17 protein-coding genes are annotated in these 22,521 nt (G+C 47.9%); 10 read left to right on the forward strand and 7 right to left on the reverse strand.

Annotated elements, in window-relative coordinates; all coding sequences use genetic code 11:
• Positions 1-121 precede the first annotated feature (121 nt).
• Complete coding sequence (locus ACMVP2_RS08895) at positions 122-1,234, forward strand: amidohydrolase family protein (protein WP_416867448.1); 1,113 nt, start codon at positions 122-124, stop codon at positions 1,232-1,234.
• A 51-nt stretch (positions 1,235-1,285) separates the two neighbouring features.
• Here ACMVP2_RS08895 and ACMVP2_RS08900 read toward each other — a convergent pair whose 3' ends face one another.
• The 6 genes from ACMVP2_RS08900 to ACMVP2_RS08925 form a co-directional block, all read right to left on the reverse strand.
• Complete coding sequence (locus ACMVP2_RS08900) at positions 1,286-2,752, reverse strand: c-type cytochrome domain-containing protein (RefSeq protein ID WP_416867449.1); 1,467 nt, start codon at positions 2,750-2,752, stop codon at positions 1,286-1,288.
• Positions 2,753-2,781: 29 nt separating this feature from the next.
• Entirely contained in the window at positions 2,782-4,161 is a 1,380-nt protein-coding gene (locus ACMVP2_RS08905; protein WP_317488575.1) for a DUF1552 domain-containing protein, read from the reverse strand.
• The gene (locus ACMVP2_RS08910) at positions 4,158-6,128 is read right to left on the reverse strand and encodes a DUF1592 domain-containing protein (protein WP_416867450.1); all 1,971 of its coding nucleotides are present in this window, start codon (positions 6,126-6,128) and stop codon (positions 4,158-4,160) included. Before ACMVP2_RS08910 ends, ACMVP2_RS08905 begins: the two co-directional genes overlap by 4 nt.
• A gap of 163 nt (positions 6,129-6,291) precedes the next feature.
• A complete protein-coding gene (locus ACMVP2_RS08915; protein WP_416867451.1) occupies positions 6,292-6,642 on the reverse strand; it encodes a DUF5615 family PIN-like protein in 351 nt (116 codons plus the stop codon).
• 9 nt (positions 6,643-6,651) lie between these two features.
• Positions 6,652-6,873 (reverse strand): DUF433 domain-containing protein, encoded by a 222-nt coding sequence (locus ACMVP2_RS08920; protein WP_339789512.1) that lies wholly within the window; start codon positions 6,871-6,873, stop codon positions 6,652-6,654.
• A gap of 36 nt (positions 6,874-6,909) precedes the next feature.
• The gene (locus tag ACMVP2_RS08925) at positions 6,910-8,286 is read right to left on the reverse strand and encodes an exonuclease domain-containing protein (protein WP_416867452.1); all 1,377 of its coding nucleotides are present in this window, start codon (positions 8,284-8,286) and stop codon (positions 6,910-6,912) included.
• A 242-nt stretch (positions 8,287-8,528) separates the two neighbouring features.
• On the opposite strand from ACMVP2_RS08925, the gene ACMVP2_RS08930 reads away from it, so the two are divergent.
• The 9 genes from ACMVP2_RS08930 (at position 8,529) to ACMVP2_RS08970 (ending at position 21,072) form a co-directional block, all read left to right on the forward strand.
• Entirely contained in the window at positions 8,529-8,987 is a 459-nt protein-coding gene (locus ACMVP2_RS08930) for a GbsR/MarR family transcriptional regulator (protein WP_350088937.1), read from the forward strand.
• 46 nt (positions 8,988-9,033) lie between these two features.
• Positions 9,034-10,404 (forward strand): TolC family protein, encoded by a 1,371-nt coding sequence (locus ACMVP2_RS08935; RefSeq protein ID WP_416867453.1) that lies wholly within the window; start codon positions 9,034-9,036, stop codon positions 10,402-10,404.
• A gap of 16 nt (positions 10,405-10,420) precedes the next feature.
• Positions 10,421-11,479, forward strand: a complete 1,059-nt coding sequence (locus ACMVP2_RS08940; RefSeq protein ID WP_416867454.1) for an efflux RND transporter periplasmic adaptor subunit — start codon at positions 10,421-10,423, stop codon at positions 11,477-11,479.
• Between the two features lie 12 nt (positions 11,480-11,491).
• Positions 11,492-14,665 carry an efflux RND transporter permease subunit gene (locus ACMVP2_RS08945; protein ID WP_416867455.1) on the forward strand — a complete coding sequence of 1,058 codons (3,174 nt, stop codon included), beginning with the start codon at positions 11,492-11,494 and terminating at the stop codon, positions 14,663-14,665.
• Positions 14,666-14,731: 66 nt separating this feature from the next.
• The gene (locus ACMVP2_RS08950) at positions 14,732-15,343 is read left to right on the forward strand and encodes a TetR/AcrR family transcriptional regulator (protein ID WP_416867456.1); all 612 of its coding nucleotides are present in this window, start codon (positions 14,732-14,734) and stop codon (positions 15,341-15,343) included.
• A 72-nt stretch (positions 15,344-15,415) separates the two neighbouring features.
• On the forward strand, positions 15,416-17,965 hold the full coding sequence (locus tag ACMVP2_RS08955) for a M14 family zinc carboxypeptidase (protein WP_416867457.1): 2,550 nt from the start codon (positions 15,416-15,418) through the stop codon (positions 17,963-17,965).
• A 112-nt stretch (positions 17,966-18,077) separates the two neighbouring features.
• Positions 18,078-19,778 (forward strand): GMC oxidoreductase, encoded by a 1,701-nt coding sequence (locus tag ACMVP2_RS08960; protein ID WP_416867458.1) that lies wholly within the window; start codon positions 18,078-18,080, stop codon positions 19,776-19,778.
• 11 nt (positions 19,779-19,789) lie between these two features.
• Positions 19,790-20,356 carry a gluconate 2-dehydrogenase subunit 3 family protein gene (locus ACMVP2_RS08965; protein WP_416867459.1) on the forward strand — a complete coding sequence of 189 codons (567 nt, stop codon included), beginning with the start codon at positions 19,790-19,792 and terminating at the stop codon, positions 20,354-20,356.
• 176 nt (positions 20,357-20,532) lie between these two features.
• Entirely contained in the window at positions 20,533-21,072 is a 540-nt protein-coding gene (locus tag ACMVP2_RS08970; protein WP_416867460.1) for a DUF4136 domain-containing protein, read from the forward strand.
• An 11-nt stretch (positions 21,073-21,083) separates the two neighbouring features.
• Here the strand turns inward: ACMVP2_RS08970 and ACMVP2_RS08975 are convergent, their stop codons facing one another.
• Complete coding sequence (locus tag ACMVP2_RS08975; protein ID WP_416867461.1) at positions 21,084-22,499, reverse strand: L,D-transpeptidase family protein; 1,416 nt, start codon at positions 22,497-22,499, stop codon at positions 21,084-21,086.
• Positions 22,500-22,521: the final 22 nt, after the last annotated feature.

Here is a 22,521-nt window from a genome sequence, read left to right on the forward strand (position 1 = left end):
TAATCTTTTGCACCGAAGTTTCAAAACGGCTAAGTTCACACCCTCTAAATACCGTTCCTATAAGCTATTATGCTTCGGCCTTTCAATCTTTCGTAATTAGTTATGCTATAAAATCTATCTCATGAAGAAACTCTTACTTACCCTTTCCTGCGGGCTCCTTATTTTTTCGCAAGCTTCCGCTCAAAAAGTGGACTCAGAAATGGTCATGGACTGGGAGAAATACGATCCCCCATCAACACTTGTAGTGCCGGAACACCCTGTGACAAAATCGAAGTATCCATTTGTTGACGTCCACAATCACCAATTCAGGATGAATCAGCAGGATCTCGCTCCGCTGGTAAAGGAAATGGATGACCTGAACATGGGGGTGATGGTCAATTTGAGTGGAAGGGGCCGGGGAAGCCGTGGCTACCTGCTGGAAGTGCTGGACAATGTAAAGAAAAACTCGCCCAGCAGGTTCATTATCTTCACCAACCTTGATTTCACGGGCATCGACGACCCGGAATGGGGTAAAAAAGCTGCGGCCTCTCTTGAAGAAGATGTGAAAGCGGGTGCCAATGGGTTGAAAATTTACAAAAGCCTGGGTTTCAGCGTGACTGATGGTTCGGGAAAAAGAGTGGCTGTGGACGACCCGAGAATCGACCCAATTTGGGCGAAGTGTGGTGAGCTGGGAATACCCGTGCTGATCCACTCTGCCGATCCAAAGTCGTTCTGGGACGATTATGATGAAAATAACGAGCGGTGGCTTGAGCTAAAAACACACCCAAACCGTAAGCGCTCGGCTACTGATCCGGTTCCCTGGGAGCAGATTATTCAGGAGCAGCACAACGTGTTTAAGAAACACAAGAAAACTACCTTCATTAATGCGCACTTCGGTTGGTACGCCAACGACCTGGCGACCCTTGGCAAGCTGCTCGATGAAATGCCTAATATGTACACCGAAATCGGTGCCATCATTGCTGAGCTAGGCAGGCAGCCAAGAGCAGCCAAAGCGTTTTTTACCAAGTATCAGGACAGAATTTTATTTGGCAAAGATGCCTACAACCCTGAAGAATACTACACTTACTTCAGAGTGCTGGAAACCGCCGATGAGTACTTTCCTTACTACAAAAGGTACCATGCTTTCTGGAGAATGTATGGGCTAGATCTGCCTGACGAGGTGCTAAAGAAAGTGTACTATAAGAACGCTCTCAAAATCATTCCTAATATTGATAAGAGTGTGTTTCCTAAGTGATCGAGACAATTATTTCCGGGTGAACATTCGCATTGGTGTTCACCCCTCTTGCTAAAAGTACGGCCCCTCTTCAAAAAGAATCTTCAATCCCGGCTTGTTCTTTCTAAGTGCTTCGACCACCTGTGGCGTGCACCTTGTGCCAAGTAAATACACTTCTTTCAGGCTTGGGAACTTCAATAGGTCCAATGCAACCTTGTCGTCAACTTTGGTGAAAGAGAGGTTGAGCGTTTCAAGGCTCGGCATTTGCATGAGGTAGATAAATCCTGACCCATCAATATTTGTTTTCTGAAGGTAGAGCTTTTTCACATTAGTCATTTGGCTGATGTGGTATAGCCCATCGTCATTTATACTGCTGGAGACGATTGAAAGTCGGCTAAAAGCGTCGTTGTAAGGCGCCAGCTCACGGAACTGATCATTATTGAAAGGCGCAGGTGGAAATTTCACCCTCAGGCTAAAAAGTGGTTCCAGGCTGTCTGGTTCTATGGCCAGGTTCAGTTTTTTGCCCATAGTTTCCAACTCATTAGTTACATCTTTCAATTTCAATTCGGCTATAGCCTGCTTACGCCGGTACCTGGCCAGCTGTGGAAGTAGTTCATTGGTTACGTCGGCGATCTCGGGCCGTGCCTGTAGCGTTGTCACTTTTTGTTCCGGAGAGGCCCCTGAAGTAATCCAGAATTTAAGCAATTCAATTTCCTGCTGGCTCATGGGTGACTGCCCTTCGGGGGGCATTACGTCATCGTGGTCAGCTGGAAGGGTCACTCTGTTGAATAGCTCGCTTCGCTCCAAATCTTCAGGCGTAATGAGTGCAAGCCCACTGTCGCCTCCTTTCGTAATACTTTGCAGGGAGCTCATAATGAGTCCCCCTTTTGATCGGGACTGATTATGGCAGCTCATGCATTTGGCCTGGAAGATTGGGCTGATCATGTCGTCGTATACCAGCATCTCTTCTACTGTCTTATTACCTGCTGGTTCATCCTGAAAAATAAGGGGAACGTACTCGGTGAGATAGTCCTTGCCATGGGTGATGGAGCCTCCGATATGCCCTGTGAAGCCTATTGATAGATTAGTAAGCACCAGAAGTCCAACATAGAAAGGGTAAACTGGTGTGAATCGATGAGACAGCAAATACAGCCCCGTTACAAAAAATACGCCTGCCCCGCTTACCGTGGCTCCCCAAAAATGCTGCTCCATGAGCTCTCCCGAATACTCTCCGCCAACAAAAAGGAAATAGCCAGCCAGAATGGCAACCAATGCCGTGAAAGCAGAGGCCGCAAGCAACGATAGCTGAAGGCCAGTGGCGTTGGGAACAAATTTGAACTTGATAGCCAGCTCCAGCATCAAAGCCAGAATAACAAGGACAATTGGAAAATGCAGCACCAGAGGATGGAACCTCCCCAGCATCAAAAAGATAACTGGCGCCTCAATTTTGCCAATAAATGGCAATCCCAAAACAAGAACTCCGATAACAAACGAACAAACAACCAGCGCCGGATGCTTAACTAATGCTTCTACTCTCAAATGCCAAACAAATTATAGGGTCTTGCTAACTATGCCAGTATGTTTGCCAATTTGCCGGTGCTGTCGGCAAAGCTGGTCTTTTCAATGTTCAGTGCCTCCAGCATGGTCACATAAAGATTGGCCAAAGGGGTTTCTTTTTCGTAGATCAGGTTTTGCCCTGGTTTAATTCTTCCCCCAGCCCTACCAGCCAAAAGCACGGGCAGGTTGCGGGGTGAGTGTCGGTTGCCGTCCCGCAGGTCGGAACTGAACATGATCATGGAGTTATCAAAAACGTTGCTCTCACCTTCCTTCATCGATTTCAGCTTTTCAATGAAGTAGGCGTACTGCTCCATATGCCACTGGGTGATCTTGACATATTGTGCCAGTTTCTTCTCGTCGTCCATGTGGTGAGAAATGGAATGGTGGCCGTCGTTTACGCCAGGGAGGAAGGAGAAATTACGGTTGCTCACCGAGTTGCCAAACAAAAAGGTGCTCACCCGGGAAGCGTCGCTCCAGAAGGCCAGCGCCATGATGTCCAGCATCATGCGGGTCTTTTCTGTCACGTCCACTCCGCTGCGCACCTCCGCATATTCTTCAATGTTCTGGTTCAGGCGAATCAGTTCCTTTTTAACGTCGCCGGTCAGGTTGGCCGCAAACTTTTCCTGATTGGCTCCGTCGGAAATTCTTTTTTCCAGGCTGTAAACGGAGTCCAGGTATTCCGTCAGTTTATCCTGGTCTGACCTGCCAAGGTTTCTCTTGAGGCTTTTGGCATCATCCAGCACGGCGTCGAGCACACTTTGCTTCCACGGATCGTTCTTGATTTTTGCCCCGGGAACATACCTCCCAAATAATCTGTCGAATGCCATCTTTGGGTCGATCTCCTTGGTTAGCGGTTGGGTTGCTGTTTTCCAGGAGATACTTGAGGCGTACAACCTTGTGAGCCCCACGTTAATGTCCACGCCGGTAGCAATGCGATCGAGGCCATATTCTAACGAGGGAAACAAGGTGTCTCCGCCCACGTGATTGGCGATGACCTGATCGATAGAAACGCCTCCGCTGTTGATATTGTCACCAGTAGTCTGCCGGATTCTGGTAGAAGTAAGAAGATTGGCAGTTTTGGTGTAGTGACCGTCGGCTGTTCTAAGCGAATTCATATTCATCAGCTCTCCCAGCACGAGAAAATCATCTTGCAGGTGCTTGAGTGGCAGCAGCTGTTGGGTAAACTCATAACCCCGGCCAACAGCAGCCGGCGTCCAGTGGTGAGGGTGCACGCCGTTTGGCATCACAATAAAGGCTGTTCTCAACGGGGACTTAGACGGAACCGGGGAGCTCATGCCAGGTAGCGCCATGGCGTCGAGAAAAGGTAAGGCCATGCAGGCACCCACCCCTTTTAGCATACGTCTTCTGGATATTTGCCACTTCTTGCTCATAATACTTCATTTATCTTGTCCCTGAAATCATTGATTTTCATTCTGAACGGATAGCTTTTCACCAATTCAACAATAAATGGGTCAGGGTTAAAATTATTTTCCAATAGAGCTGTTTCCAGCTTGCGAAGTGCTGGCTCGTCTGTAAAAATAGTACCACGACCTAAAGCATACGAAAGCACTTTTGTCGCCAGGTTTCTCGCTATTTTTTCTTTTTCGTCCATCAGCAGCACCTTTAACTCAGCAGGGCCATTGAACTCTCTGCCATCAGCCAAAGTACCTGAGGCATCAATAGCGGCCTTGCCGTAGCTGTCTCTCCACCGGCCCGTAGCATCAAAGTTCTCAAGGCCAAGGCCCAGCGGATCCATTTTCTGGTGGCAGCTAAAACATCCGGGGCTTGAACGGTGCCTCTCCAGTAGTTTTCTAAGGCCCAGTTCGCTATGTGCTCCTTCATCCTCCACCAGCTCAGCCACTTCTGGTGGCGGTGGTGGTGGGGAAATACCCATGATCTGTTCCATCACATATTTCCCTCTCAGCACGGGGCTTGTGCGCAAAGGGAGTGAGGAAACGGTCAGCACACTGCCCATGCCCATTACCCCACCTCTGTTGGCATTAGCCAAAAGCACTTTTTTGTACTCATCAGTGAAGTCGCCCTCCACACCATAGAAATCCGCAAGTTTCTGGTTCAGGAAGGTATAATTGCTGTTGACCAACTCCATCATGTTCTTGCTATCGGTGAGCACATAATAGAAATATTCCACAGTTTCTCGGTACAGGGCTTCACGCAAGGGCATATCAAAGTCAGGAAATTTCTCCGGATCTACGATAGGTTGTGTATCAAGTAGCTTGTTGATCCCCAGCCATTGTGTTGAGAAGCTTTCAGCAAACCTTTTGGCTTTTGGATCGGCCAGCATGCGTTTCACTTGCCCTTCCAATACAAGTGTGTCCTGCAGCTTGCCCATGTAGGCCAGGCTGAATAGCTCATCGTCCGGCATACTTGACCACAAGAAATAAGAAAGCCGTGATGCCATCTCAAAATCGCTCAAGTAATAAGCATTGCTGTTGGGCGGCTCTTCTTCTGTTCGGTAAAGAAAATGTGGAGACACTAACACCATCTTGTACACCTGGGCAATGCTTTGGTCAAACCTTTGCGGATTATCCAGTGTGTCCATTCCATGGTACACCTGAGAGAACAAAGTGCTCAGCCTTGCTTTCTCGTCATCCTTCAAAAACCTTCGGTACGCCTTGGTAGCAAATGGGAAGATGGTTTTTTCCGCTGCCAACTGTGCATGTCTACCGCTATTATAAGAGTCATCGAAAAGCGATTTCACCCACACGGTTAACTTGGTAAACCATGAGGGGTCATACTCCTCTGGTGCTATATTTCTCCATAATTGTTCGTTTTCCGCTACTCCCTGAAGGACAAGGTCTGCTGCGTCGTAATACCTTTCCAGTTTCAGGGGTGTGATGAAAAGCGAGCCTCCCTGATTGTCGAAGCCACCACCACCGGAACCATCGGAGGGGAAATAGCTTCTGGCATCGAAATCGTAACCCGTCAAGTCTTTGACGGTGTATTGATATTCGGTATGGCTGAGTCGGCGGATAACGATTTGGCCTGGCACATGTTCTTTGAGCGAGTTTTGGAGAATGCCGTTAATGCCATCCACAAGCAAGCGGTAATCTTCCTCCGAAAGAGGTGATTTCGACTTCGGTGGCATGGCCCGGCTCTCGATTTGCTCAAGTACCTTGAGCCAAAAGGCACCATCTTTGACTACCCTGGCTTTTTCCTTGTAGTTATCAAGGTTGACATTGGCCTTGGGCATGTTAGTATTGTGGCATTCTATACACTTCTGCACCAGCATAGGCCGAATCTCGGTATCGTAGTCAAATACCTCCTGCGCTGAGGCTTTTGTAGCAAAAGCGCTCAGCAAAATGGCCAGGCAAAAGCATATAAATTGAGGGTGCTTCATAACTGTTTTGCAGTTGTTGGCAGAAAATGTTCCCGCACAAATACTCAGTAAGCATCAATTTAGGAATTTTTGGCTCTGCAAACGAAATAGATAAGAGGGAGGGCTAAAAAATTATGTGTTTGGGCAATTTATGGGATATGCATTAACCCGTCAGCCGAATTGATCAGATAATTGTTATTCTGGTTTTCTTTGAAGAGATGGTCGCAAAAATCGTTTGCCGGAAAGGATAGTTTCCAAAAAGAAAGTGTAAAAGCCGTTTTGTAACCTGCTCTTTCTCTTCTTCACTATTATACCTGAGTAGTATAACACTACAGTCTATTATTTGGTGGGCAAAAACAAGTTCACCAAAATCCTTGTCCTCAGTTACTATTGAGGCGCTTTTCTGAGTCGCCAACCGAATTACTTCTTCGTCGGAAACACCCCTGGACTCATCAAATATCGAAAACACGCTAAAGTTTGCCTGTCTTAATTCAAGAATAATGGAAAGGCTTAAATTCTCATCTGCCAAAAGCATCTGGAAAGGTCAGTCGATAATTATCTCGTTTGAAATCACTTCAGCAGCATAATCGCACGCCGCCTCAATTTGCTCTTTTGAAAGATGAGGATAGGAGTTCAAAATATCATCAAAAGTGGATCCGCCTGCCAGTTTTTTCATGATAAGTTCAACACTGATTCGGGTCCCCTTGATAGTAGGTTTCCCGAGCAAAATTTTAGGATCCCGAACTATTATTCCCTTGTAGCTCATAATCACACATTGTTAAACCAATTTAGTTGATTAATACTAATATTCAACCACCGCCTCCACCCTTTTGGTTTCGAGGTAGTGGTAAATCAGGCGGTTCACCTCCCTATTTGGTTTTTTTGGTTGAATGCAGTCCCTGATCAGGTCAGGGCTATTGCCCAGCAGGTCTGCATCGGCGTAGCCAAAGCCCCGATAGTTGCCATTTTCTATACAAATAATCGTCTTCTCTTCCGTATGACGGCCTTTGTCAAATATAAAACAGTTGGGGTGTTTGAATTGCCAGGAGCGCATGGCCAAAGTCGCCCGTTCGTTATAAATATCGCTTTCCTCTTTGCCAACACAAGCCCCCTGACATGACTGCAAGCTATAATCAAAGCAGCCCCTCTCCGGCGTCATCTGCCTTTCCAGGCCGGCAATGTGGGCGCACAACTGAAAGCGTTTGACTAATCGCCTTAGCACCTTCAACGATTCGTCCTCAGAGGAGCAAACTACAAAGGGTTCTGCTTTGCCATCAACCTTTCCGACTTTGAAATGGATGTAGCCATCGATTTGAAGATCGGCAAAAAGGCCGTAGCGATAGGAGTTCCGCAACTGCATCCTGTTGTACATCGGCTGCACTTTTTTGATTTCCTCACTTTCAAGCAAAAGTGCCACCAGCTCATTGCCCGTCTCTTCAAAAGTGACAGACGCTGCCTTGTTTTTCAGCTCTCTGCCTTTCAAACCAGCCGGTTTCTTCAGGTGTTGAGTAACCCGGCTTCTGATATTCTTGCTTTTGCCTATGTAAATCACCTCACCGGCCTGGTTATGGAAATAGTAGACGCCTGGGTTTTCCGGCAAACAGGAAATTTCCTCCCAGGTAAGAAACTCGTTGATCTTGCCAATGCCCACACCGGCTTCCAAAAATTTGTTGAAAACTGCTCCCTTGTCTGCCTGGAGTAGAATCTCTATCAGCTTTACTGTGGCGAAGGCGTCGCCCCCAGCCCTGTGCCGGTTTTCTATTTCAATACCCAGGCTTTTGCAGAGGTTTCCCAGGCTATAGCTTGACTTTCCCGGCAATATCTTCCTGCTGAGCTTAACGGTGCAAAGCGTGTCCCGCTTGAACTCGTACCCCAGGCGCTTGAACTCGTGCCTCACAAATCCGTAATCGAAATTGACATTGTGTGCGACAAATATTTTACCCTCGGTCACCTCCACAATCTTCTTGGCCACCTCAAAAAACCTGGGCGCACCTTCCACCATTTCATTGGTAATGCCGGTGAGTTTGGTGATGAAGGGGGGGATATTACGTTCGGGGTTAATCAGCGTAGTAAATTCATCGATAACCTGCGTGCCGTCATGGACATAAATGGCAATTTCCGTGATTTTGGAAAACTGCGCATTGCCCCCCGTTGTCTCAATGTCGATGATAGCGTACATACATTCAAATATGTGAAGTTTTTTTCGCTTTCTGAAGTTGCTCAAACGCCAATAGGTAGCAAGCGACTCAGGTACTGCATCCTAACTCAAGCAAAATTTTTCAACTGAAACATCGACCCGATCTATTTAAATCGTTTGCGTAACTTTTTTCAAAAGAACTGGAAACTTTCCGAAGCCTACTTCGTTTCTTTGCATATTAGTTCGTTTGAAACCGAACCAAATAAACTAAAGTTTTAGCACCCATGAACGAAAAGGCCAGAGTTGATTATGTTGAGAAAGTCGGCGTGTTCTTTGAGCAGAACGGATACCCTCCAGTGGCGGGAAGGCTCATTGGGTATCTGATGACTTCGAATGAGAAAGGCAGGACTTTCTATGAGATTCATCAGTTCGTCAATGCCAGTAAAAGCTCAGTAAGCAACGCCCTCAACAAGCTCGTAGAAAAGGGTTTAGTTAAGTATTTGACAATCTCCGGAGATAGAAAAAGATATTTCTTTCTTGACCTTAAGCCGTGGATCGGTCAGACAAAAGAGAGAGCAGAGTTCTTTTCTTCTTTTTCATCATTGATCAATGACTGCGTGTCTATCAGGGATGACAAGCAGTCCGAATTTACTCAAGACTTGATGAAGCTGGAGGCCTTCCACAAGTACCTGGCTGCGGAGATGCCCAAGATTATTGACAAGTGGGAAAAGATGAATTCATAAAAATTTTATACAGTCAGTTCTTTTAAAAACGAACCAAACGAATCAAATGAAAGGAATAATAATGTGTGTGGGGTTGGTAGCAGCAAGTTTGATTGCCCAACCAGCGCTGGCGCAAGAAGCTGCGTCGGATGGAAATTACAGCCTGCAGGACATGCTTGGGCTGGCGTTTGAGCATCATGTAGAGATACGGAAAGCAGACCTCAGTATCCTGGAAGGCCAGCAGAAGGTGCGAGAGGTGAAGGCTCAGGCCCTACCACAACTAAACGGCAGTGCCAATCTTACTGATAACCTACTGCTACCAGTGCTAATCTTGCCTGGCGAGTTTACCGGCAACCCGGGTACTGTATCACAGGTGCGAATTGGTACGCAGTATAATTTTGCTGCTTCCGCCTCCGCTTCTCAGCAAATCTTCAATCAGTCGGTGTTCACCGGACTTCAAGCCGCCAAGGCCAGCGAGGAATTTTATGAGCTGAGCAAGTCACTTACTGAGGAGCAAGTGATTGAGCAAGTGGCCTCGCTTTACTATCAGGTGCTGATCACCCAGCATCAGTTGGAGCAGATGGAAAGCACTTTGCAAAAACTGGAAGAAAATGTTCGGCTGGTGGCGCTTCAAGTGGATGCAGGTTTTGTAAAGAAAACTGATTTGAGCCGTCTGAAAGTAAGTCAGACCAATCTGAAAACGCAGGCTGAGGGAATCAGCGATGGCTTGTCGCAACAAAAGAATTTGCTAAAGTATTACACTGGCATTCCGCTGGAGCAGGATGTTAGTTTGGAAGGATTAAACCCAGCTGAGATGCCCGGTCAGGTTCAGTTAGCTGATGATTCGGAAGTAACTAACCTGACCTCCTACCGCCTGCTCGATGCACAGCAGCACCTGTATAGTCTGGAGGAAAAAAGCTTCAAATCCGGCTACTTTCCTACCCTCGCACTAACAGCCCAGTATGCCTACAACGGTGTGGGTAACAACTTCGACTATTTTAAGTCAAAAGAAAACAGCACACTGAACTGGTACGACAATGCATCAATCGGGCTTCAACTGAGCATCCCCATTTTCGATGGGTTCAGGAAAGACGCCCAGATACAGCAGTCAAAAATTCATTTGCTCAAAGTGCAGGAAGACAAAAAGTCAACTGAGAAAATGCTAAACCTGCAAAGAGCCAATGCAATCAATACGATTAGGACAAGTCGGGAAAGCCTCCTTGCTCAGCAGGAGAATGTTGCTCTGGCACAGGAAGTTTACAATGAAGGCCAGCAAACTTACAGCGAAGGAATTACTTCATTGTCAGATTTACTGGACGCCGAAACAGCCCTGACAGATGCTCAGCTAGGCTTTGCTTCAGCGCTTTTGCAATACAGATTATCAGAACTCCAACTCCTTAAATCCGAAGGAAATATCAAATCATTAGTCAATCAGTAATACATCGTCGAAGAAAATGAAAAAGATCATCATAAATACAGTAGTAGTGCTTGCCATCATTGGCGGTATTGTGTGGGTGCTGAAAGGTAACAAAGAAGAGGCTGCTGCCCTCGCCAGCCTGGCTCAGCAATCGAACGGCTATGTGGCTGTGCGAGTGGAAAAAGCCAAAATGGAATCACTTAAGGATGGCTTTACAGCGTTTGGAAATTTCGAACCAACCAGAGAGCTCACCTTTGTTTCTGAAATTTCGGGCAGGGTCATCTCAATCAATGCCGAGAAGGGGGACAAAATTTCACGGTCTCAAACCATGGCAACGCTTGATCATGAGCTGCTTCAAAACGAGGTAGTCGCATCAGAGGCAGCGTTCAAAAAGATGAAAGCCGACCTTGAAAAGTACGAAAAACTAGCTGAGGGCGGTGCCATCACATCTCAGCAACTGGAAGATGCCAAGCTTGGCTATACCAACGCTGACATAAGGCTCAAAAACGCTAAAAGGAAGCTGCAAGACTCGAGCATCAAAGCTCCATTTGCAGGTACAGTGAATGCCCGATACATCGAAGTAGGCTCCTACCTGAATGCCGGAGCAAAAATGTTTGACCTTGTGGATGTCAGCAAGCTGAAGCTGACGGTGAAAGTGACAGAAGCTCAGGTTTTCAAAATACAAAAAGGCATGGCTGTAACTGTTTTTTCAGACATCCTGCCCAACAAAACCTTTGACGGCAAAGTAACTTTCATCGGCGTGAAAGCAGACGCAAGCCTGAACTACCCTGTGGAAATAGAAGTCAACAACTCATCAGACCAACTGAAAGCTGGCATGTATGCACAGGCGCTGTTCGGCACAGGAGATGCAACTCCTCAGCTTACTGTAACCAGAAATGCCATCATTGGCAGTCTTGACCACGCTCAGGTATATGTGAATGAGGGCAACAAGGCGGTGCTTAGGTCTGTCACTACTGGTGGCTCAGTGGGCGAAAGAGTGGCTATTGTGGCAGGTCTGAAAGAAGGCGAATCGGTTATCACCAGCGGCCAAATCAACCTGAGCAATGGTGATGTCATTGAAGTACTACAAAACTAAGCACCAGCAATCATGGAAATTACCAAAATATCTATCAAGAGGCCCTCACTAGTAGTGGTGCTGTTTACCATCCTGATCTTTCTGGGTGCTATCAGCTACTTCTCACTCAACTATGAGCTGATCCCAAAATTCAGCCCTCCTATACTAACTGTAAGCACAGTCTATCCCGGCGCTTCTCCTTATGAAGTAGAAAACTCGGTCTCGAAAGAGCTGGAGAACACCTTGTCTTCTCTGGAAAACATCGATCAGCTACGTACCACCTCCATTGAGGGTGTATCCATCATTGTGATTCAGCTAAAAGCTGACGCAGATGTTGACCTGGCTCTGCAAGAGGCTCAGCGAAAAATCAACACCATTATGGGCAACCTGCCCGAGGACGTAAGAGCGCCTGCACTCAACAAGTTCAGCTTCGATGACCTGCCTATTATGCGCATGGGAGCCACAGCCGACATGGAGGCGACCAAGTTTTACGACGTGGTGGAAAACAGGATACAGCCTGCCCTTGCACGTATCCCCGGTGTAGCTCAAATCAATATCATAGGCGGTGAAGAGCGTGAAATCAGGGTGAACATCAATCGTGAACGATTGAATGCCTACAACCTGTCCATCCTTCAGGTATCACAACTCATCCAGAATGCCAACCTTGATTTCCCCACAGGCAAAATAAAAACCAGCGAAGATCAGGTGCTTGTTCGTTTGGCAGGTAAATATGAGTCATTGGATCAGATGCGCAACCTGGTGGTGACTGTGGTGGACGGCGCTCCTGTGAGGTTGAAAGACATTGCCGAAGTACAGGACACCAAGAAGGAGGCTACCATGATCACCCGGGTTGACAGGGTCAACTCCCTGGGTATTTCCATCCTTAAGCAATCGGATGCCAACGCCGTGGAGGTAAGCCGTCTGGTGAATGCAGAAATCACAAAGCTTCAAAAAATATATGCCGGCGACAATTTGAGATTCAGCATTGCCTCCGACTCTTCGGGATACACCCTGGAAGCCGCTGATTCGGTAATACACGACTTATTTATCGCAATCATTCTCGTAGCCATCGTGATGCTACTGTTTCTTCACTCTCTGCGAAACGCCATTATCGTAATGATTGCGGTGCCGTTGTCGCTCATTTCGACATTCATTGCTATCAACTTGCTGGACTACTCACTAAACCTGATGACACTTCTGGCACTTTCACTTGTGGTGGGTATCCTGGTGGATGACGCCATTGTGGTGATTGAGAACATCTATCGCCACATGGAAATGGGGAAGAGCCGGGCAAGGGCCGCCTTTGACGGTGTAAAAGAAATCGGGTTTACAGTAGTGTCGATCACCATGGTGATTGTGGTGGTGTTCTTCCCTATCGCCCTCACTTCAGGACTTATCTCTAACCTGATGAAGCAGTTTTCGATAGTAGTTGTGATCTCCACACTGCTCAGCTTGCTGGTTTCATTTACGGTCATCCCTCTTCTTTCCTCCAGGTTTTCGAAACTCGAGCACCTTTCTAATAAAAACCTCTTTGGAAGATTTATCCTTGGCTTCGAAAAAGGAATTGATGGGTTTGCATCCTGGCTCAAGGGAATTCTTGTGTGGGCCCTTGGTCATAAGTTTGTAACCATCGCTGTCACTTTCGTTCTCTTCGTGGCAGCCGTAGCGCTGGTTCCAATGGGTTTCATTGGCGCTGAGTTTGTCACACAAGGCGACCGTGGAGAGTTCATCGTTCAGGTGGAAATGCCTAAGGATGCCACCCTCGAACAGACAAACCTTGCCACCAGAAAAATTGAAGATATTTTGGCAGAAAAGCCCGAAATCACATCGCTGTTCACCACTGTTGGTCAGCAGTCTACTGGTGGCGTGGGGGGTTCCGCACAGGGAACGGCCTACGCTGCCGAAATTACGGTAAAGGTTGTGCCTGAAGATCAAAGAGAGCACTCGAGTAATATCCTGGCTAGCTTACTTAAAAATGAGCTGGAGGCCAAAGTGCCAGAAGCCAAAATCAAGACCACGCCGATTTCCATCATGGGTACGGCCAACCAGGCACCCATCGATATCATTGTGAAAGGGCCTACTCTTGACAGTGTGATGGTGTATGCCAACAAAGTGTTGGAAGAGGTGAAGAAAGTATCCGGCACCACCGAAATGAAACTATCGGTGGAAGCAGGTAACCCGGAAATATTTGTGGCTGTTGACCGTGACAAGATGGCTTCCCTGGGCTTATCGCTCGAGATGGTCGGTGCCACGATGCAAACAGCATTTAACGGCAACAACAATGCGAAGTTCCGTCAGGGAGAGTACGACTACGATATCAATATCAAGTTCGACGACTTCGACAGGAAGAGCATAGACGATATCAAAGCGCTCAGCCTTGTGAACAACAAAGGGCAGCTTATCCGGCTGGACCAGTTCGCTGCGGTCAAGGAAAGCACCGGCCCTTCAAGGCTGGAGAGAAAGGACAGAATTACCTCTGTGTCTGTACAGTCGCAGGTGATAGGTCGTCCCTCAGGTACTGTAACTGCTGAGATCAGGGAGAGATTGGCGAAACTCGATCCTCCGACTGAGGTAAGCTATGAGTTCGGTGGGGATGCGCAGAACCAGTCAGAGGCTTTCTCAAGCCTTTTGATCGCCTTTGCATCCTCCATCCTCCTGGTGTATTTAATTCTTGTAGCCCTGTACGATAACTATGTCTATCCTTTCGTGGTGTTGTTCTCCATTCCACTGGCCATGGTTGGTTCGTTGCTGGCCCTTGCCATGACGCAGAACACACTCAGTATTTTCACCATTCTGGGTATCATTATGCTGATAGGTCTCGTGGCGAAAAACGCCATTCTGGTGGTGGACTTTACGAACCACCTGAAGGAGAAAGGTATGAAAACGAAGGATGCCCTGGTCGAAGCTACTCAGGAACGTCTCAGGCCCATTCTTATGACCACCATTGCTATGGTGATTGGAATGCTTCCGATTGCCATTGCTACCGGCCCTGGTGCTGCGTGGAAAAACGGCCTTGCGTGGGCCATCATTGGTGGCTTAATCAGCTCTATGTTCCTGACGCTGGTGGTGATACCCGTGGCCTATCAAATTGTTGACAGCGTCCTTGCCAGGTTTGGGCTTGACAAAAAAGGACACGACTATGCCAAAGAACTTGACGAAAGCGAAGGCGTGGAAGAGAAACATATCGAAGAATTAATGCACGCATAAGTTTGGTTGGTGGATGGGCGGAGTTAAAGAGTTCATGGCTCCGCTCCGCCCTTATTTCTTGAATCCATGGAAGCAAACGACACCAAAGAAAGAATCATCAGCTACCTGCTGGACAAATTCCTGACAGAGCCTACCCGGCTGGACACTGTCGACGAATGGGCCAGAGATCTGGGCATGTCCAAGAAAACGATCTACAAGCATTTTCCGGCCAAAGAGCACCTGCTTAGCGAACTATTTTCCACTATGCTGGAGAAACAGAGGCTGATGTTAACAACAATATTAGAAGGCGAGAATTCTTCCCTTCACAAACTGCTCCTCTTCATCAATCATTTCAAAATGGTTTTGGAGCGAATCCCCGGCGGGGTAATCCTGCAGATTGAGAAGCACCACCGGGAGGTATACAGCATTTGGGAGACCTACAAGCAGGAGTTCATAGATCAAATTTTCGTCCAAATGATCGAAGGCGGGAAAAAAGATGGTCACATTATCGCCGATTTAAGCCCCCTATTCCTTTCACGCTTCTGGGAAAACAATGTCCGAAACCTTATCCTCCAATTGCCCTATGCGTCGGTTATGTCTACCCGGTCGGCATTTGACGAAATCAAAAAAATCTTTCTTCGTGGCATCTCAACTGCCGAAGGCATCGCCGAGCTTGAAAGAATAGGTGCCATAAAATAACCACTCATCCCAAATACGTTGAGGCCGTTGCCAGTCATGGTAACTTTGGTATTCACCATGACAAAGACGGTTATGAAGCGTATATTTCTACTACTATTTGCTTTTGTATTCACGGGGTTAGCTCAGGCCCAAAACGAGTATTTCTTTCCAGAACACGGAAATTTCGATTCAAGCATACCGAGCCCGGAGGAGTTTCTAGGCTACCCCATCGGCGATTGGCATACCCGCCACGACAACATCGTAGCCTACATGGAAAAGTTGGCTGCCGTGTCCGACAGAGCTATTGTTCAGAATATTGGCTACACCTATGAGCACAGGGCGCAGGTAGTGCTTACCATCTCCAGTCCGGCTAATCTTGGCCGCCTCGAAGCCATCCGCACCGAGCACCTCAAGCTTACTGACCCGGCTCAACCCATGCCCGACATCAGCAAAATTCCCGCTATCATTCACCTGGGCTACAACGTGCACGGCAATGAACCAAGCTCAGCAGAAGCTGCACTACTTACTGCCTATTATCTGGTAGCTTCCAATGAGCCGGAAGCCGAACAATATCGCCAAAACGGGGTCATCTTCATCGAGCCCTCACTGAACCCGGACGGCCGTGACCGCCACGCCAACTGGGCCAATATGCACAAGGGCTTCCCTCCGGTGGCCGATGGTGTAGACAGGGAGCACAACGAGGTGTGGCCTGGCGGACGAACCAACCACTACTGGTATGACCTCAACCGTGACTGGCTGCCGCTCGCTCACATCGAAAGCCAAAACAGAATCAAGTGGCACCAGAAGTGGTACCCCAACATGGTGACCGACTTTCACGAAATGGGCACCAACAGCACCTATTTCTTCGAACCTACCAAGCCCTATGGTTCAGAAAACCCTGTAGTGGGCCGCAAGAACTACGACGTGCTGAATCCCGCAATGGCCAAATACTTCCATGAGTCGCTTGACGGGCTGGGTTCTCTTTACTTCCTCAGAGAGCAATACGACAACTCTTATCCTGGTTACGGCGCCACCTATGCCGATATTCATGGAGGGCTCGGTGTTACTTTCGAACAAGCCAGTAGCCGTGGCCACTTGCAGCATACAACTACAAAAGACATCACTTTTGCCTTCACCATTCGCAACCATGTAGCCACCAGTCTGGCGACAGTGAAAGGTGTGGTAAAGGAAAAAGAAACCTTCCAACGCCACATGAAGGAGTTCTTCGAAGAAAGCGTGAAGCAGGGCGCTGCCGACCCTATTAAAGCCTATGTGTTTGGCGATAACTTTGACAGCGGCAGAACCAATGCCTTCGTTGATCTTTTGCTTCAGCACCACGTAAAGGTGTATGAGAATCCGACAACTCAAACCTTGTCGGGGCAGCGTTTCGAAAGCGGAAAATCTTACCTCGTACCTACCAACCAGAAGCAGTACCGTATTGTGCGCTCTGTTTTTGAGAAGGTAAAACAATACGAGGACTCGGTGTTTTACGATGCCTCCACCTGGACGATGATACTGGCGTACGGACTACCACATGCCGAAATAAAAGCCAAAGCACCTGCTCTAGGTGCAGAACTCACAGCAGTTTCAGCTGCGAAGCCAACAGTGGAAAAGGCAACCTATGCCTACATTCTCGACTGGAGAGAATATGCGGCACCAAAGGCACTTTATCATTTGCTGAAAAACGGCGTTTTTGCCAAAGTAGCCTACCAGCCTTTTTCAGCCATAGTGAAGGGAGCCGAAAAAAACTACTCCTATGGCTCGATACTCGTGTCAGTGGCTGATCAGAATGTAGATGCCGAAAAACTCTTTTCACTCGTAAAGGAGGCAAGTGAGCTCTCAGGCTTGACGTTTGATGCAACGGCCACAGGGTACACCGACAAAGGTGTCGGACTTGGTTCAAGAAGCTTCGAAACCGTTACGCTTCCCAAAGCGCTGATGGTTATCGGTGAGGGAATATTCCTTTATGAAGCTGGCGAAGTGTGGCATTTGCTCGACAGCAAAATCGGTATGCCCATCACAAAAGTGGACAAGGGCGACCTAGGACAGGTGAGGCTCTCGGACTACAACACCGTGATCCTGGTGAACGGACGATACAATGATGTGTCAGACAGTTTCATTGAAGATCTGAAAGCCTGGATTCGTGGCGGAGGAACACTTATAACGCAAAAAGGCGCTACTGAATGGGCGATCTCCAAAGGCCTGGTGAAAGAAAAACTGGCAGAAAGCAAAGACGAAAAGACGCCGGGGAGAATGGACTATGAAGATGCCCGCAACTACTATGGTGCTCAAAGTATTGGTGGAGTGATTTTCGAAGCTGACCTGGACTTAACTAACCCCATCGCTTTTGGGTACAGCTCGAAGAAGTTACCAGTATACCGGAACAGCACCATCTTTATGAAGCCTAGCGAAAGCCCTTTCCGCACGGCAGCACAGTACACTGCCCAGCCCTGGCTGGCGGGTTTCGTCACACCGTCTAATGTAGAAAAGGTGAAAGATTCTCCTTCGATTCTGCTGGATGGAAGCGGCCGGGGCAGAACTATTTTGTTTACCGACAACTGCAACTTCAGAGGCTACTGGTATGGCACTAATAAGCTGTTTTTGAATGCGCTATTTTTCGGAAGCACCATATCGGTGCCATAATTCAGACCTTGGTTGCATTTTAACATGTTTTAAAAGGGTAAGCCGAAAAGATTTTCTATATTTTGAATTGAATACAACGGATACATAATATTTAACTACACATCCTTATCTCATGAATTTGAACCTGAAAGCAAAGCAGCAAAACTCCTACGATGCGATTGTGGTGGGAACCGGAATCAGTGGTGGTTGGGCTGCCAAAGAGCTCACAGAGAAGGGACTCAAGACATTGGTGCTGGAAAGAGGCAGAATGGTGCGCCACGTTGCTGACTACCCAACGATGAACCTGAATCCCTGGGAGCTTGAAAATGGCGATAGGATTACCGCCGAAGAGCAAAAAGATTACGAGAAACAGAACCGAACGGGCTATACAGTAAAAAACTCTACCAAACACTGGTGGATCAAGGATACAGACCAGCCTTACTCAGAAGTAAAAAGATTTGACTGGATCAGAGGCTACCATGTTGGAGGGCGTTCTATCATGTGGGGCCGCCAAAGCTACCGCCTGGGAGAATTCGACTTTGAGGCCAACGCCAAAGATGGTATCGCAGTCGACTGGCCCATCAGATACGCCGACATAGCACCGTGGTACGACTACGCCGAGCAGTACATTGGGGTAAACGGCATAGCCGATGGTTGGATTGGGCTTCCCGATGGAAAATACCTTCCTCCTATGGAGATGAACTGTATCGAAAAACACGTAAAGCAGGGCATCGAATCCAATTTCAAAGACAGGATCATGACCATGGGCCGCTCGGCCAATATTACGCAGGATCACAACGGCCGCCACAAGTGCATGTACCGTAACCTGTGTATCAGAGGGTGTCCTTTTGGTGGCTACTTCAGCAGTAATGCTTCTACTCTGCCAGCGGCAGAAGCAACTGGCAACATGGAACTGCGCCCCAACTCCATCGTTCACTCCGTGATTTACGATGAAGCAAAAGGCAAGGCTACTGGTGTGAGAGTGATCGATGCGGAGACGCTTGAGACAGTTGAGTACTTTGCTAATATCATTTTCCTCAATGCCTCCACCATCAACACCACGTCTATCATGCTCAACTCCATTTCGGATCGATTCCCTAACGGACTTGGCAACGACAGTGGTGAGCTTGGGCATAATCTAATGGATCACCATTTCCGTGTAGGTGCCAGGGCTGATTTTGACGGCTTCGAAGATGAGTACTATGTCGGTCGCAGACCAAACGGCATCTATATTCCACGTTTCAGAAACATCGGAAGCGATAAGCAAGACTACATCAGAGGCTACGGTTACCAGGGTGGTGGCAGCCGTGATGGCTGGGGCAGAGGCGTTGCCGAGATGGAAGTTGGGCCACAGCTTAAAGAAATGGTGATGACCCCCGGCAAGTGGGGAATGGGTCTTACCGGTTTTGGTGAAATGCTTCCGTACCACGAGAACAAGATGGTGATGAACAACGACCTGAAAGATAAGTGGGGCATGCCAACCGTTACTTTTGATTGCGAAATCAAAGAAAACGAGTTGAAAATGCGGGTGGACATGAAAGAGCAGGCCGTGGCCATGCTTGAAGCAGCAGGTATGAAAAACGTCACGCCTTACGACGACGCAGGTGGGCCTGGATTGGGGATCCACGAAATGGGAACTGCCAGAATGGGCCGTGATCCGAAAACCTCAGTGCTGAACAAATGGAACCAGGTGCATGCCTGTAAAAATGTGTTCGTTACTGACGGCTCGGCCATGACTTCAGCTTCCTGCGTAAATCCGTCGCTTACTTACATGGCACTGACGGCCAGAGCCGCCGATTATGCTGTGAAGGAAATGAAAAAGCAAAACCTGTAAACAGAACAACCATGAACAGAAGAGAACTAATAAAAAAGACGGCCCTTTTCATGGGAGCATCTGTTTCAGCTCCTGCGATAATGGGTATTTTGAATGGATGCACAGCAGAGCCCAGCCTTTACTGGACGCCGAAGTATGTGACCAAAGAGCAGGCCGTAGAGCTGGAGGCCATTGCCGAAACCATCATCCCAGCCACTGGCACACCCGGCGCCAAAGATGCAGGAGTTCCAGCCTTCATTGAAAAAATGGTGCATGAGGTATACAAGCCTGCCGACGTGAAGAAATTCATGGATGGCCTGGCAGCTTTCAGCAAGAAGGTCGAAGACAAGGAAGGTGACCCTTTCAGTCAATTGGATGCTGCCAAGCAATTGGAAGTGATCAAAGCTGAAAACTCCGCCGCACTAAGCAGTGCAGGTGGGGGTGAAAGACCATGGTTTTTGTCTATGAAAGAGCTCACCCTGCTTGGATTCTTTACCTCAGAGATCGGTGCCACACAAGTGCTCCGCTATGAAGCGATCCCCGGCAGGTACGAAGGATGCATTCCATTTTCAGAAGTGGGAAAAACCTGGGCGACTTAGGAGTTTTGCATTACTGATTTGAGATTTGTGTTTTTTTATATGGAAAGCCCGGTGGACAGCCGGGCTTTCTGCATTTTAACCAACTCCTTATTGCAAACAAAAGGCATGTATTGAGTTGACAATTGTCATTCGGTCTCCAACAGCCTGTTGTTAAGTTTGACTCTAAATCACAGGCAATGAAAAAAGCATACTTTTGGATACTCGTTTTAAGTCTTGCATTGAACGGCTGCGCCACCAGGGTAAGCACGTCGTTTGACAGGCAGGCGGATTTTAGCAGGTATAAGACTTTTTGCTGGCTGCAAGGTTGTGAGTTCACCTTTACCGGCCCCGGGTACATGAACGACAGCACTGTTGTTAGCAACCTTAAAAGTGCCATTATCAAAGAAATGGAAGAAAAGGGCTTCATCTACGACGCCGAAAACCCTGACCTCCTTCTCGATTTTCATGTGACCGTGGAAAACAGGCAAACCAATGTGTACAGGTTTGAGGAAGACAGGTTTCTGCAACTCGACCCGGTAGATCAGTCGGACGTGTACTACTTTCTCGAAGGCACGCTCATCATGGACATTGCAGATAGGGAAACAGGCCAAATGATTTGGCGCTCCAGCGCTAGCCGCTATCTGGAACTAAATCCAGAAATGAGCGAGAAGAACCTTCGAAGGGGAATTGGCATTGTATTGAAGAAGTTTCCTCCGAAAGACAAAAGCGGCATGTAGCTTGCCGTGCTTCACAACATCACCTGAAAAACTAGCTGGCGATCTTTATTATACACATCGGGATAGTAAACTATTTTTCCGTTTTCCTCCCATGCGGTAAAGTACCTCACATAAATAGGGATGGGCTGAATAACACTGATCTCCGTACGTTTTTTAAGCCTGAAATATTGCTCCAGCAATAAAGGGTTATTGTATACCGTGTCGTTCTTCACCAGATAATAGGCAAACTCTTCCGCCTTTTCCATGCGAATACAACCGTGACTCAGCGCTCTTTCCTTTCTTGAAAAAAGCTTTGGGGCATTTGTATCGTGCAGGTACACACCGTATGGGTTATCGAACCGAAATTTCACAATCCCCAATGCATTTTCCCGCCCTTCCTTCTGCCGGAGATAGTAGGGAAAGTTATTTTCATCGTACAAAGACCAATCGATTGCCTTCGTATCGACTACGTTGCTTTTGTGATCAAGCACTTCGTAGAGATGCCGACTGAGGTAGCCAGTATCAGCTTTCATTTTTGGTAAGATTTCCCTCACCGTGATGCTCCTCGGCACTGTCCAGTAGGGGTAAATAGTGAAGCACCAGATGCTGCTTTCCAACACCGGCGTGGGAGTACTTTTAGCACCCACTATCACCTTCGACTGGAGTACAGCCTCGCCTCCTTCTATCACTGACAGCTGATAGGCCGGAATGTTTATGAACACATACCTTTCTGGCAGCGGCCCGGCTTCCCAGCGCCACCTTTCCAGGTTGACATTTAACTTCGAAATTTGGCTCTGAGCGCTGGCAGGGTCGACTTTTGGACTCAGCTGCCTCCTTAAAAGATTTTTCAGTTCTTTCTTTAGCGCAAGGTATTGCTCGCCACAAGGCTCTTGCGATTCAAGCGACGTCCTTATCTCGCCTTTCGCCAACGCCTCACTCAAAAGACTGGCATCGATGACATCCTTTTCGAGGCTACTGGCTACTGGCCTCGAAATACCGTGAGCAAGGTGCCTGGCCATAGAAATAAATGCGTCAGTAAGGAGAATATCCAGCCTGTCGGGTGTTGTAAACTGAAAAGCCAGCAATTCGTTGCGCAAAACCTCCAACTCTGCCAACTTATAGGCTTCGGGTGGCAGGCCATAGGCTTGGGCCTCCCTCACCATCTGTAGCATCGAATCGGCAACTGGCAGCAAATTGCCGTCGCTGAACCAGGCCAGAGAAGCACCGTTGTCTTTGTAGAATTCCAAAACCGACGACGTCGAACTTAAGCCGTATTCTTTGAGCAAGGTGGTATCAACTGTCGTGGCAGCCACGCCAATTTCCAGGGAATCGTCCGGGCCACCTAGCACATGGCCCGCTGTTGGTTTGCAACTGTTGAGCACTACCATAACAGCCGCCATTAAAATGGCGATAAACACTGCACTGTGGTATGTGACCCTTTTTCTCATTCCTCTTCGCTTACCACCCAAA

Origin of the sequence: Imperialibacter sp. (assembly GCF_048007035.1) — a bacterium.
GTDB lineage: Bacteria > Bacteroidota > Bacteroidia > Cytophagales > Cyclobacteriaceae > Imperialibacter.